Annotated in this window: 11 protein-coding genes; all 11 read right to left on the reverse strand. The window is 48.0% G+C overall.

All coding sequences use genetic code 11. From position 1 onward, the window contains the following. Positions 1 to 3 precede the first annotated feature (3 nt). Positions 4 to 2,337, reverse strand: coding sequence for an AraC family transcriptional regulator (locus ABE504_RS13800; RefSeq protein ID WP_430089239.1), 2,334 nt, complete (start codon positions 2,335 to 2,337; stop codon positions 4 to 6). A gap of 27 nt (positions 2,338 to 2,364) precedes the next feature. Continuing rightward, positions 2,365 to 3,252, reverse strand: coding sequence for a carbohydrate ABC transporter permease (locus ABE504_RS13805; RefSeq protein ID WP_430089243.1), 888 nt, complete (start codon positions 3,250 to 3,252; stop codon positions 2,365 to 2,367). A 14-nt stretch (positions 3,253 to 3,266) separates the two neighbouring features. Then, complete coding sequence (locus ABE504_RS13810; RefSeq protein WP_430089246.1) at positions 3,267 to 4,175, reverse strand: ABC transporter permease; 909 nt, start codon at positions 4,173 to 4,175, stop codon at positions 3,267 to 3,269. Positions 4,176 to 4,295: 120 nt separating this feature from the next. Beyond that, the gene (locus ABE504_RS13815) at positions 4,296 to 5,903 is read right to left on the reverse strand and encodes an extracellular solute-binding protein (RefSeq protein ID WP_430089249.1); all 1,608 of its coding nucleotides are present in this window, start codon (positions 5,901 to 5,903) and stop codon (positions 4,296 to 4,298) included. A gap of 298 nt (positions 5,904 to 6,201) precedes the next feature. Next, positions 6,202 to 7,752: an extracellular solute-binding protein gene (locus ABE504_RS13820; RefSeq protein WP_430089251.1), complete on the reverse strand. Its 1,551-nt coding sequence runs from the start codon at positions 7,750 to 7,752 to the stop codon at positions 6,202 to 6,204. 36 nt (positions 7,753 to 7,788) lie between these two features. After that, positions 7,789 to 8,670: a carbohydrate ABC transporter permease gene (locus ABE504_RS13825; protein WP_430089254.1), complete on the reverse strand. Its 882-nt coding sequence runs from the start codon at positions 8,668 to 8,670 to the stop codon at positions 7,789 to 7,791. A 22-nt stretch (positions 8,671 to 8,692) separates the two neighbouring features. Continuing rightward, a complete protein-coding gene (locus tag ABE504_RS13830; RefSeq protein ID WP_430089257.1) occupies positions 8,693 to 9,634 on the reverse strand; it encodes an ABC transporter permease in 942 nt (313 codons plus the stop codon). Positions 9,635 to 9,848: 214 nt separating this feature from the next. Continuing rightward, complete coding sequence (locus ABE504_RS13835) at positions 9,849 to 12,035, reverse strand: helix-turn-helix domain-containing protein (protein WP_430089260.1); 2,187 nt, start codon at positions 12,033 to 12,035, stop codon at positions 9,849 to 9,851. A gap of 184 nt (positions 12,036 to 12,219) precedes the next feature. Then, positions 12,220 to 12,750 (reverse strand): hypothetical protein, encoded by a 531-nt coding sequence (locus ABE504_RS13840; protein ID WP_430089262.1) that lies wholly within the window; start codon positions 12,748 to 12,750, stop codon positions 12,220 to 12,222. 79 nt (positions 12,751 to 12,829) lie between these two features. Beyond that, positions 12,830 to 13,378, reverse strand: coding sequence for a CBO0543 family protein (locus ABE504_RS13845; protein ID WP_430089264.1), 549 nt, complete (start codon positions 13,376 to 13,378; stop codon positions 12,830 to 12,832). 97 nt (positions 13,379 to 13,475) lie between these two features. Continuing rightward, positions 13,476 to 14,420, reverse strand: a complete 945-nt coding sequence (gene mdh, locus ABE504_RS13850; RefSeq protein WP_430089266.1) for a malate dehydrogenase — start codon at positions 14,418 to 14,420, stop codon at positions 13,476 to 13,478. Positions 14,421 to 14,431: the final 11 nt, after the last annotated feature.

Raw genomic sequence — 14,431 nt, forward strand, 5'->3', positions numbered from 1 at the left:
CTCCTATCCTTTCGCTTTGTATTGTCCCGGTGTAATTCCTTCATATTTCTTGAAGGTTCGAATCAAGGCATTGCTGTTATAGAAACCGACTTTCTCAGCCGTTTCGTATATACTTAATCCTTGCATATCGAGCAGTTCCTTCGCTTTATCAACTCTGACCCGGTTAATCGCATCGAGCATGCTTTCCCCTGTCTGTTCCTTGATCGTTCGCGACAAATGGCTGGTGCTGATGTCAAAATGGATAGCGATCGACGAGAGGCTCAAGTTGACGTCATGATACGATTCGGCAATATAAGCAAGCACCTCATCCTTCAAGTTGGAGCCTCGGCTCTTATTCGCCGACAGAGAACATACTTGCTCCAGAATGGCCGTCATTTCCTTCTTCATTGCAAAGGCGGTTGCACTTTGAAGAACCCGTGGGACCAGATTCAACGTTTTGACGAAAGCGTCTTGATCGCCAAAATGCATCTCATCGATCGTTTTCATAATCGTGCCGATCATTTCGAACAACAAGCATTTTACCATTTCGATGGGTAGGCCCGAGTCTCCCAGATTGGAGTCGAATATTTCGTCCACAACCTGTTTGGCTCTTGCGAAATCCCCGGTTTTGATATAGTTGATCAACTGCCGCTCCTTATCCAGCGGGTAGAAATATTTGTGTCCGCGATCCGACATACGAAGTTGGTCATAGGTAATGATCTGGTTAGCGCCGTACACCATCTTATATTCAAGCGTCTCCAGCGCATGCTGGTACGCTTCGGCAATACCGCCGATTCCCTGTCTGGCACCGCTGATCGAAACGGTAAGGTAGATATGGAACCGGTCTTGAATGATCGTCTTCGCCCTCTTGACGATTCCCTTCAACTCCGACAGTTCCTCGCTTGTAGATGAGCTCCCTTGCAGACTAACCAAACAAGCAATCATCCCGTCCATCTCGGCCGAATAACAGCCGTGACGTTCCCGGACCAATTCCTCCACGATATTCTGAATAATCATGTGCACAAATCGAAGCTTCTTCTCTTCGTCATCCTCACTCGAATGATGGAAAAGAAAAGCGAAATCTTCGATATAAAACAGCATCACGGCAAAGTTGTCGGAATGGAATTGCATCTCGTACGTCGACAAAGCTTCATCGATGGGGATGACAGATCCCATCCGGCCTTTCATCAGCCGCACTAGAAAGTTGGAGCGTAATATGGCACTTTGTTGTTCCAACTCCCGATGGATGCGATCCCGCTCGTCAAGTGTGCTGTATATCGCATCCTTGATATAATCGTATTCGTCTCGTGATCGTTCGACGGAGACTTTGGTTTTGCCCGAAAGCAAATGCATAAGCTCCCGCACCGGATTGTAGTTGCGACGTGCGAAGAGAACAGCGGCGATTCCCCCGATGAACGTACAGACGATCAAGCTAATAACGGTTAGGTTACGGACATACTTGGCTTTCTCCATAAAAACTTCGGAAGGAAGAATGGACACGTATTTCCATTTGACAACTTCCGATGATACATAGGACATCGTGACGTTCGCTCCGTCAAACTCCGCCGAGGTGATACCGCTTCCATTTGTAACCTTGCGATTAATGAGCGGGATTTGTGCCGTGTCGACCGGTTCCGTTGACGCAATCACATGATCACGGTCGTCCAGGATCAAAACATTCCCACGGTTTACCCATTGCAAATTGCGAATGGCTTCCTGAAAGCGCAGGGCATCGAACATGATCATGATTTTTGCCGACGCTTCGCCCAGATCGGTCAAAGGAATCGAGCGGGCAAATGCGATTGTCGGAACGGTGCTTCCCGCCTCTGTAATGCGGTTAAGCTTGATATAGTCGCCGAATTGATAACTTTCCACCAAATCGTGCCACTGTTGATACGTCATGTTCTCAGTTCCATGTGTCATTCGATAGAACAACTCGTCATCGTTAAAGTAAGTGTCCGCTGAAATGACCGAACGTTCATGTTGAAAATAAACATAGAACGCATCCACAAACCCGTTTAATGTGGCGTAAAGTTTGAAATCGTTCAAAATTTCCAGCCGCTTGTATTTTTGAGCTGGAGATAGCTGCCCGCGGGTCTGCGCGAGTTCGACGACTTTGGGATTGAGGGCAATCTGCAGGCTGAGACGTTCCACTTCCCGCAATTGCCCGTCCATGACTTGCTGCACCTGCTTCAGCAAAGCAAGATTGGAACGGTTGATTTCATTTTCGATAACGCTGCCCGAGCCAAAATACACCAGGATGCTGAAGATATTCGAAATGAACAGGATCAAGGCATATGAGGCAATCCATGAAAGTAATACACTGCGCCGAAGTGATCGATTGCGGTCTGCCTGCATATGCTGCATATCTCCTTCATCGTTGGTCTATTCCTTCAATGCGCCAATCATGACGCCTTTTACGAAGTATCTTTGCAGAAACGGATAAATCACCAATATCGGAAACGTCGCCACGACAATAGTCGCATATTTTATGCTTTCGCTGACGGATTGTTTGTCGAGGCTCCCTACTCCTGTCATCATACTGTCCGTATTATTCTGGATGAGAATTTCCCGCAAGATAAGTTGAAGCGGAAACAACTGCCGTTCCCTTAAATAAAGCATCGCATTGAACCACGCGTTCCAATGTCCTACGCCGTAAAAGAGGATCATAACAGACAGAATCGGCATCGAGAGCGGAATGACAATGCGAAATAGGAGACCAAAGTCATTCGCACCATCAATTTTGGCCGATTCCAGAAGACTGTCCGGAATTTGCTTGAACGAGGTTCTCATAATGATGAGGTTCCAAGTGGAAATCATTCCGGGAATGATCAAAGCAAATAAGGAATTTTTGAGATGGAGCGTCTTATAGACGAGCAAATAGGTCGGAATAAGGCCACCGCTGAAATACATCGTAAAGACGATAAGCAGCATCAGAATCTTGTTCCAATATACCTGTTTTCTCGACAATACATAAGCACCCATGGCGGTCATGAATACATTCAGAATTGTACCAAATACAACGATAAAGAGCGTATTCCGGAAGCCGGTCCCGATATTCGGATTGTTGAGTACAAGACGGTAAGCTTCCCATTGGAGGCCGAGTGGAAACAACAACGGGCCTTGATGGCTCATTAATTGGTCCGCATTGCTAAGCGATGCTGCAATCACATGAATGATCGGGTACAGCGTCGCGGCGCCCAGGAACAACAGGAGGATGGCATTGCCCCCGTCGAAAATATGCTCGGCAATACTTTTTCTATATACAGTCATACGGGCATGCTCCTTTACCATAAGCTGTTTTCGCTTGTACGTCTTGCAAGTCCGTTGGCAGCGATTAACAGGATGAAATTGATGAGCGATTGGAACAAGCCGATGGCGCTGCTATAGCTGTATTCCCCTCCCGTAAGTCCGCTTCGATAAACGAATGATGAGATAACATCAGCCGTTTCATACGTATTCGGATTATACAGCAGGATTACCTTCTCGAACCCGACATCCATCATATGACCGATTTTCAAAATCAGCAGGATGACGACAACCGGCATAATGCCCGGCAAGGTGACAAACTGCATCTGCTTAAATCGCCCTGCGCCTTCTACAGTAGCCGCTTCATACAGATCGGGATTGATGCCGCTCAAGGCAGCTAGGTAAATGATTGAGCCCCACCCGATTTCCTGCCAGATGCCGGAACTGATGAAGATCGTGCGAAAATTTCCTGCATCCGACAACAACGCCGTTCGGGACCCGCCCAGCCAAACCACAAGATCCGTGATAATGCCGCTTCGGCTTGTAAAATCGACCACCATGCCACACACGACGACCACCGAAATAAAGTGCGGCAAATACGCGACGGTCTGAATGATCCCCTTGAACCATTTGAGTCGTATTTCATTCAGAAGCAGTGCGAGCACGATGGGCGCCGGGAACCCCCAGAGCAATTGAAACACGTTCAGGAGCAGCGTATTTCTAAGAAGGCGCCAAAAATAGTAACTGTTCAGAAACACCTTGAAATGCTCGAAGCCCACCCAAGGACTGTCCCAAATGCTTTTAGCTATGTTGAATTCCTTGAACGCAATGACCGCACCGTACATCGGAAAATAATGAAAAATCGCATAGTAGGCCACAACGGGGACAGCCATGAAGTATATGATTCGATTTCGCAGGAAATCTTTCTTTAGGAATTGCAAGTACATCGCCTATCCTCCTCCCTCAAGCAGTGATCAAATGCAACAGCGATAACAGGAGGAAGGTTCCGTGTCTATCAACGGATGCACAGGATAAACACGGCAAACGATTCCTCTGCTGTGCATGGATTACTGCCGTTTGTTATAACGATCGAGGGCAGCCTGCTTCAGCTCGATTGCCCGATCCACATTCAGTTTTTTCAGCTGGCCGACGAATTTATCGTATTGATCGAGTGATTCCCCGCCCATGATAAACTTCGTCGTCATTTCGGTGGTGTATGTTTTCAGATCGTTCGCAATTTTGGAGAGCTCTGTGGCTTCGTCCGGCGAATTTGAAATCGGCGGAATTAATACTTTCAGTGCATTGTTCGAATACTTGGCCCATAAATTCAAGGCTTCCTTCTGCTGTGGGTATGCATAATACTGCTCCTGATAACGATCGTCGGAATAACCCGGAGCAGGGGCAGTCGCGCGGGTATACTTGGCGAGCGCACTCGCAACCGGCAATTTGTCCGGATTTTTCATGATTAAATCGGTATACGTAGGCAAGCCGTTCTCCATTTTATACGTTTGCCCTTCGATTCCGAAGGTCGACAGCAAATGGCCTTCTTTGCCATAAAAATAGTCCAGGTATTTCACGGTTTCGATCGGGTTTTTGTTAGCCGTCGTAATCGCGGCTGCACCGCCTGACGTACCGTAATCCCATTCGCGGCGGATGAATTTCGGCTCGTCGCCTTTTTTCAGAACCGGATACTGCGCGGCAACCAAATTAACGTTAGGCTCTTTACTCTTCATAGCGTCGATATATCTTCCGATGCTTCCCCCTACGAAGCCGAGAATGGCGCCGGATTTGTCGCCCGTAATATTGGCGTCGAGCATCTTGGAATCGTTTGTGGCAAAGTCCGGATCGATCAGCCCTTCCTTATACCACCTGCTGAACGTCGCGATGAAATCCTTATAGGCCGGCTCCGCCGGTCCGTATTTGATTTTTCCGTTATCAACGTAGAAGTCATTCGTAATACCGAATGCCTCGAGAAAACCGTAAACGACTCCCAATTGGCCATAGTTGAACGTATAAGGTGCTTTCGCGCCTTTCTTCTCTTTAAATGCACGAAGCGTCTTTTCCCAGTCATCCATCGTTTCCGGCATGCTTAGCCCCAGTTCATCCAGCCAATCTTTTCGAATAACAGGGCCGCTGAACACGCGGCTTTTCGTAACTGTGAGAAACGGAAACGAAAATATATCTCCGTTGTCCGTGCGCATTTGCTTTTTGATTTCCGGATTCTCGTCCATGATCTTCTTCAAATTGGGGGCATACTTGTCGATCAAGTCGTTTAACTTGATGATAACGCCATCCTGGATCGCCTTCGTCGGGCTGCCCGGATACGTAAGCCAGTTCGTCTCAATGACATCAGGCAAATCATGCGAAGCGATCATCAATTTAAATTGTTCATCCACCTGGTTGGCAGCCGGATGCTTAAATTGCATTTTGATTTGCGTCCGTTTCTCCATTTCCTTGTACATGTCAATCTGGCCCAAGTCGGATACAACTGCGCCTATAACCGGGTTTAATGGCGCCCAATACGTTAAGGTGATCGGCTTTGCCGGCTCCGATGTTTTACTGCTAGCCGAAGGTTCGCTCTCGCTGCCATTACTGGTGCAACCGGCGACGATGCCAAGCACTGCCACGAGCGAAACTCCCATAGCCACCGACCGTCTCAATTTATAATTGTTCATTCGGATACCCCTTCGATCTTGTTATAGTCTGGCGTTCGATGTGCGCATCATCTACCGCAAGATTACTGTATCCCAAGCGAGAAAGTAAATGTTCAATTTGCATCGCCGATCATCAAAAACGGGTAATTCCTTCACTATGATTAGGTTTATGATCATCAAAAAGAATCTGATATCTCTAATATTGTTTCCTCCCCCTGTTCCATGACAAATAAGTTTTGAAGTGCAAGAAGCCAGCAAACCTAAGCGTTTGCTGGCTTCTTTGCGCACCGGGGTAATACGTCATACTGTCAGTTAGTGTCTACTTCTTCCGCTTAGCGTACTCCGCGTTGATCTCCTCGATTCCCTGATCACCGCCGGACTTCCGCCATTTCTCGATCTCGCTATTCCAGCCGTTATCATCGATTTCGCCCAGAATGTATTTGACCTTCGCATCATTGCGAATTTTGTCCAGCTCACCGCTCTTCTCAGACAGTGTCGCAGAAATCAACGAAGCCGCCGGATTCGGAACCGCGATGGACACGTTCTCCTTGAACATTGTCTTTAACTTCTGCTCGAGGGGTGTACTCACGCCTTCGAGAGGAGCATCTGTATTCATGACAATGCTCAGCTGCGGCACAGGAAGCAGGTCGTCCACCTTCAGTTTCTGCTCCGACTCCGTGCTGACCGCTTTCCCGTTTTCCAGGTGGTAATGTTTGCCCTCTACGCCCCAGTTGAGCAAGTTGGCAATATCCGGCTGAAACATCTTATCGAAGAACGCCAGTATCGCTCGCATCTCGGCTTCGGTTTTAATTGACTTTTTCGGGAACATGAAAATACCGTTGTAACCGGAGGAAGCCAGAATCCGCTCTCCCTTTGGCCCTTGAATACGCGAAACGATATCGGCAGCTCCGTTCGGATTCAGCTTCTTGATCTCCCGGTCGTTGCCGACGACATCGTCAATCGCCGTGGAGATAATGGCCCCGCCCTTGCCATTCTCGAACAATGCCTTACTCTGATTCCCCTCCGACACGGCGAAATCCGGATTCATTAGCTTCTCCTGAAAGAGCCGGCGGTAAAACTTCAAAGCGTCCAAGTATGCTTTTGTCGTAAAGCTCGGAACGAGTTTTCCGTCCTGCAGCTCCCAGCCATTGCCCGCCCCGAAGAAACCGGAGAGCATGTCTAGATCGGCAATCCCCTTGCGTGAGATCAGCCCATAGGTATCGTTTTTGCCGTTTTTATCCGGGTCATTCAGCGTAAATGCCTTTAAGACGTTATACAACTCATCGATCGTCTTCGGCTCCTGAAGCCCCAGCGCATCGAGCCAGTCTTTGCGGAAAATGATGCCGCCGCGCGCAATGACACGGGGACGATATAACGCGTAAAGCTTCCCGTCGTGGGATACGTTCTCGAGCACGTCCTTGTTCAGCTTGGACAGATTCGGATAATCCTTGAGCATCGGCCCGATCTCCCAGAACGCTCCGGAGCGAACGCCGTTCAAGATGCTTGGCGCATAGTTGCCGCCATCCAGATTGGCAATGACCGTTACCTGAGGCAGATCATTGGAGGCCAAGCTGACCGACAACTTATCCTTGTATGCGGCATTCGGCACCCAGGTGATATTCATCTTCGTATTGGTCAGTTCCTCCAGCTTCTTGAAGACAGGGTTGTCAGCCTTCGGCGGCTCCGTTGAGAAATAAGGAAGCATGAACGAAATCGTCGCGGGCCCCTGCGAAGCAGCCGGGCTATTCGTGTTCTGAGCTCCCCCCGTCGCAGCCGGCGTATCCGTTGCATCTCCGCAGGCCGACAGCAGACTGAGTGAGAGCACTGTCAAGCATACTCCGGCTTTTACGCGCTTCTTCTTGTTTAACATGTTAAACCATCTCCCTATTCGTTATTATAATAGATTTCAGCCCTTAACCGAGCCGAGAAGTACACCTTTGGCAAAATGCTTTTGTAAGAAAGGATACACGAGCAGAATCGGCAGGTTGGCGAACACGATGACAGCCGATTTGATTGTCTGAAGCGGTGGCGGGACAAAGTCCGCGCCCATCTCCGATGCATCTCCGAAACCGCCTTGCGACAGAATGACGATTTGCCGCAGCAATACCTGGATCGGCCATTTCTCTGGATTATTCAAATACAACACAGGCGTCAGAAAGGAATTCCAATGTCCGACAGCATAAAACAAGGAAAATGTGGCAATCGCCGGCATGGATAATGGAATGACAATTCTAAGCAAGATCATCAGATCGTTCGCACCGTCGATTTTGGCCGATTCCTCAAGACCATCCGGCAGTTGCTGAAAGAAATTTTTCATCACGATGAGATTGAACGCACTGATGGCCCCTGGAAGAAGGACCGCCCAATAGCTGTTGAGCAGTCCGAGTTCCTTTACTGTCAGGTATGTCGGAATCATGCCGCCTTGGAATAGCATGGTAAACAGCACCATGAGCATAATTTTACTGCGTCCAATTAATGTCTTGCGGGACAAGGGATATGCCATCAACGTCGTCATTGCGATATTAAACAGCGTGCCGGCTACCGTAATGAAGATCGTAACCCCCATGCTGCGCGTAATGGTATTGGTCGTAAGGATATAGGCATAGGCGTCCAGTGAAAACACGGTAGGAAATAAAACAAATGCCCGTTGTCGCAGCTCCTCCGCCGTCGTGAAGGAAGACGCAACGACATGTATGAAAGGGATAATGGTGAACAAAGTGAATAAGCCGATCATGCCATAATTTATACAAGTAAACATTCGGCTGCCTAAGGAACGGTCTTGTACCATACCGCACCTCCTCCTGATTGATCTAGTAGACACCTTCTTCACCGAAACGCTTGGCTATGGCATTAGCCGTTACAACGAGAATAAGGCCGATAAACGAATTGAACAGCCCGACTGCGGTCGTATAGCTGAACAAGCCCTGCTGGATGCCGTTCGTGTAGATATACGTATCAAACGTCTCACCCACCTCGCGATTCATCGCATTCAGCATTAAGTAGATTTGCTCAAAGCCTAGCTCGAAGAAATGACCCAATCGGAGAATAAGCAAGATAACAATCGTGCTGCGAATCGCAGGAAGCGTAATGTGCATGAGCTGTCGCCAGCGTCCCGCTCCATCGATGCGCGCCGCTTCATACAAGGAAGGATCGACACCGGATAGCGCTGCCAAGAACAGAATCGTCCCCCAGCCGGTTTCTTTCCAAATGATCTGTGACGTAATAATTGTCCGGAACCAGTCCTTGCTCAGCAGGAAGGAAATCTTCTCTCCGCCAGCAGCTTGAATCAGCTCATTGACGATCCCACCCTCCGTCGTTAACAGGATGTAACTGAGCCCCGAGATGACAACCCACGAGAAGAAGTGGGGCACATAAATCATTGTCTGAGCGAGCCGCTTAAACAGCTCATTCTTCACCTCGTTCAGCATCAGGGCAAGCACAATTGGCAGAGGGAAGTAAAAGATTAGATTGTAAGAAGCGATGGAAAAAGTGTTGCGCAACAAGTGCCAAAACGAAGGATCCGTGAAGAATCGTTCAAAGTGTTTGAACCCAACCCATTTACTCCCCCAGAACCCAACGAAGGGCTGGTAGTCCTTGAAGGCCAGGAACACCCCCCACATGGGCAAATATTTGAATACGACAAAATAAAGGATACCTGGCACCAGCATCAGATACAGCCAACGGTCCATTCTTATTTGGCGAAGCTTCTGGCCACTCGAGCCTGCCAGTACTTTCGCTCTACTCGCATGCATGTCCTCATCCCCCTTGTTGTACTGAATTCTCGTCGGCGGCATACCGGCTGACGTCATTCATCGTAAAAGAGGCCGCAACGTGCCGTCTATAATCCGAGACGGTTATATGCGAAGAAGTGGCGATGCTGCGCATAGAATAATCCGGAACGGTTGCTTCATAATCCTTAGCGGCTCTGTTCATCCAGCTGTAAGTACAAAAAAAACGCAGCCGGATCTAATGCGGATCCACTGCGCTGTTGTTCGCCGAGCTTCGATACTGCCCCGGAGTCATGCCTTCCATTTTCCTGAAGTACCGAATAAAGTTCTGTGAATTATTATATTGAAGCTTCTCGGCAATGTCTGATATTTTCATGCTCGTCTCCACCAGCCATTTTTTCGCAATCTGCAGCCGATACTGGGCGAGGTATTCCCCGAAGGGCATACCTACCTCCTTACGGAAAACATGCCGGATGTAATCCGGATGGTAATTGATTCGAAAAGCGCACAACTCGATCGTTAGTTCCTTATCGTACTCTTTATGCACCATGCTAATCATTTCCTCGGAAATGCGAATATACTGTTTATTTCGCTGTTCCTCTAGAAGTCGAATGGATGGTAAAATAATGGATTGGTCAAACCATTCCACGATCTCCGTGGAAGTCTGCAGCTCGAACAGCCGGTCGAAGAGCGATTTCTCCTCTTCATACAAAGACTGCAGCAATCCGCCCGATTCCTGCAGCAACCGGATCAGGTCGGTTAGGAGACCGATCATCATCATCTGATACTCGCGATGCGTCAACTGCACGCTAAACACCTCATGCGAGAACTGCTGCAGCAGCAGGTACGCCTGCTCCCGGTTCGTCAGCTTAATGGCATCGATCAAATCGTTCTTCAGCTTCTCCGGATATTCGGGCAGCTTGCGGTCGTTGGGCTGGACATCCGCGATATACAGAATCGCCTCATGTCCGAGCTTAATCCGATAGTTGAGCGCCTCCAACGCATCCTTGTAAGCCCGATGGGTCCCCTTCACATACGTAAACGGGCGGCTAATGCCGAGGCTGACCTTGATGTGTAGAAATTTTTTGACCGTATCTTGAATTTCACGAGCCAATTCGTCGATAAACCGGACCGCTTCTTCCTGCGTAGGGTGCATGCTTCGGATAAGATTAACCTGCGATTGATCCATGAGAATGGGCTTAAGCAGCCGGTCCGATGCTTGGATCAGTTCGGTAACAATGTTATTTACGGCAAACAAAAGCAAGTCTTTGTCCTTCTTCTCATACTTGCTCCCCTCGAGCGTGTCGATTTGCACAACAATAACCCGTAAGCTGTTCCAGGTCTCCCCGCCAAGTAACAGCTTATCCTCCAGCTCATCCTGATGAACCTCCCCCAGATAGAGCTTCATGATAAAAAAATCTTGCAGCTGGCTACGCTTGTACTGCAGCTCACTGCTCAGCTGCTTCTCACTTAGGTAAAGTCTCAGAATCGGAATATACATCCTTCTTGAACCCAATAACGATACTATAACCCCAGCGGCCAATACCAAAGCGCACACGATCAGTGTGAACCATTGAATCGCCTTGGATTCCCGGTTCATCGCCTCCACAGATACAAAAGTTGCGTACGTCCAGCCATTATAGACCGATCTGCTGTAGATCAGATTATAGCGGCTTCCGTTACGATCGACGGGAAGGATGCCCTGTTCCAGCTTGTCTGCCTTCAATTGACTGATATAGGGCTCTTCGGCTTCGGACTGGCCGATCATAGACCGGTCCACATCTGCAATAATCCGATAGGAGGAATCCAGAATAAACGGTTTGCCCAGTCCTGTGTCCACCGTCAAATATTTGCTAATCTCTTCATAGGGGACCTTTAAAATGACCGCAGCCGGCGGGTCGATTGCTGTCGGAGGCAAGGTCTTGATCAAATCAATCGAGTTATCGCTTCGTCGCCAGAAGGAGCCCCGCTGCTCTCCCAGCAGTTGCTTCCCGTCAGACTCCTGCTGCGAGAAACGCTCGTAGCCGTTATTCGTTGCTTTCCATTGAAACCGGAATTGAAAAAACTGGACGTCGCTAAGACCTAAATCATACGTTTTCACCCGCCGAAGTCCTTCTTGCAGCTCCTCGATTAACTGAATGTTGCTGCTTTGTCCGACATCGCTTACATCGGTCGTCAATAGTTTGGACACCGAGGAGGACGCCGTGAATTGGGTCAATGCATTGTCCGCGGTACGAAGACTTTGCTCCACTCGCTGGTGCATCTGCTGCAGAATTTGCAGGGCTCCCGAGTTGACTTTTTCTTGAATGGTATGTGAGGCGCGAAGGTAAGAAAATCCGCCCACGGTGACGATGGGGAACGTAATAAGCAGGATCGAGAATACAATCATTTTATGGAAGTAATTTGTTTTCGCTGTTGCCTTCATATGGATGTGCTCCTCCCAAAATGCCAATGAGGTGTTACGTTCATCGTAGCTATTTTTGGAGTTACCGTCTATAATCACATCTGGCTTTTTTTGTTCTGTCGCGCGTTTCACGCACTCAACCGGCTGAAGCCTAAATAAGAAGAGCTAAGCTGGAATACGGCTTAGCTCTTCAAATCCTTGCTGCTCAGCGAGCACCTCGTCGGGAACGAAGTCCCCAATCGCGGTTCCCTCCCGAAAACGACGGCCTGTCAATAGTCCCTTTCATATCCGCGGAAGCCGTTTGCCACTTATAGTACGCGTAAATCAGCAACGAGATGAATGTATCCAAAACAAAGGTTTGCCAGGTTGCCATCCGTTCCAGCGATGTGATCCCAAACCGATCCATCAGCGGTAGAATGACGAACGAAAATGCCGCGTCAATCGCTAAATTCACCACCAGATAAAGCAGAAACCGTTCGGCCGTAAAATAGAAAATCCAGAACGTTCCGACAGGCAATAGCCCGTAAACAAAACTGATGTCAACAATATGACCCCAGGGGACGATTTGCTTATGAGTCTTCCACCAGTTAAATTCATATCCCATAACCGATACGATCGTGATCAGCAAGCTTGTGAGCACGACGGTCGGCATAAACCGTCTTACCGCTTCGCGCCTGGCTGCGAATAAGGTCAACCAAGGCAAGAGCAAAAACAGCCATTGCAGCGTCTTAATCAAGGCCATACCTCCAGGTAGCATTTGCTCCTATTGTGTGCAGCCTTGAGCTATTATATGCATTTCCTATTCCTTCAGTAGTTTATTCTAAATGCACCCTGAACGCGTACATCAGGAAGCAAATGATTACAATCGAGAGCAGATATGCTCTTCCAGGCCTACGGCTGTGCAATATCATCATCGGGAACATCATAATATCGAACAAAATCGAGTAGAAAAGGTTCCAATTGTTTTGATATGTGATTCGGCCTGTATGAACCATTACCCATTCCATCGAAGCATAAATCATTATCCATAAGGCAATATGACGAGACTTCTTCCAAAAACCATTCTCTGGAAGTGTGGCTAGAAAGAGAAGGATGTTTAGAGGCATCGTAAGTACCGCGTAAACAACTACCGTTAGCGTGTAATTGAACAAAAAATCAGGATGAAACTTCCACAACGTTTGATCTTTCGTCAAAAATTCATACAAAAATGCGCCTGAGGTTATATAAAGCATAGTTGAATGATATCTCTTCCAGTGGCTTCTGTTTGACCACCACAGGGCTGTTATTATACTTAGAATCGCTAATCCAACATGCATACGTTTTCGCCTCAACCGCATTAGATTTCTTTGTTTAATTCTACCCATTTATCCTTCTGTTATGCTTCCCCTATAGCTTAAAGAGGCTGCCGGTCAAATTTCAAGGAACCCCAGTTCAGTTGATTAACAACCATCTGTTTTTTCGTCAAACAATATTTACAATGTTCAGCACCTGACGAACGGTTTTAGCTGATTTGGTAAGATCGTTTTTTTCCTGCTCGGTTAGTTGCAGCTCCAATATCTTTTCAATACCGTCCCCGCCGATGATCGTCGGTACGCCAATATATAAGTCTCGATACCCGTACTCCCCTTCCAAATAAGCGACTGAAGGAAGGACTCGTTTCTTGTCTAAAAGAATAGCCTCCGCCATTTGGACCAGCGAGGCCGCAGGCGCATAATAGGCACTACCATTTCCAAGAAGGCTTACGATTTCACCACCGCCTTTACGGGTCCGTTCTACAATAGCATCCAAGCGATCTTTAGAAATTAGTTTTTGTACGGGAATGCCGCCAACGCTAGAATACCGAACTAACGGTACCATATCATCACCGTGACCTCCGAGTACGAATCCTGTAATGTCTTCAATGGATACATTCAATTCCTGGGCAATAAATGTATTAAACCTAGCTGTATCCAGCACACCCGATTGCCCTATGACACGATTTTTCGGAAAACCGGTCGTTTTATAACATACGTAGGTCATGGCATCTACCGGATTGCTTAACACGAGAATATAACTGTTTGGGGCAAACTTGGCCACATTTTCCGATACGGAACGCATAATGGCTGCATTGGTATTGACAAGATCATCCCGACTCATTCCTGGCTTACGAGCAATACCTGCGGTAATGATCACCATGTCAGCATCTTGTATATCTGAATAATCGGATGTACCTGAAATATGGACATTAAAACCTTGGACAGGCCCGGATTCGAGCATGTCCAACGCTTTTCCTTTTGTAGAATTCTCCAAGTTTGGAATATCCACTAATACGATGTCGCCAAGTTCTTTTTGCGCCATCAGCAGCGCCGCCGTCGCACCGGTGAACCCGGCGCCAATCACTGCAATTTTCTTTCGTTTAAACGCCATTTCTTTCACCT

This window comes from Paenibacillus oryzisoli (assembly GCF_050467285.1).
Classification (GTDB): Bacteria; Bacillota; Bacilli; order Paenibacillales; family NBRC-103111; genus Paenibacillus_E; species Paenibacillus_E oryzisoli_A.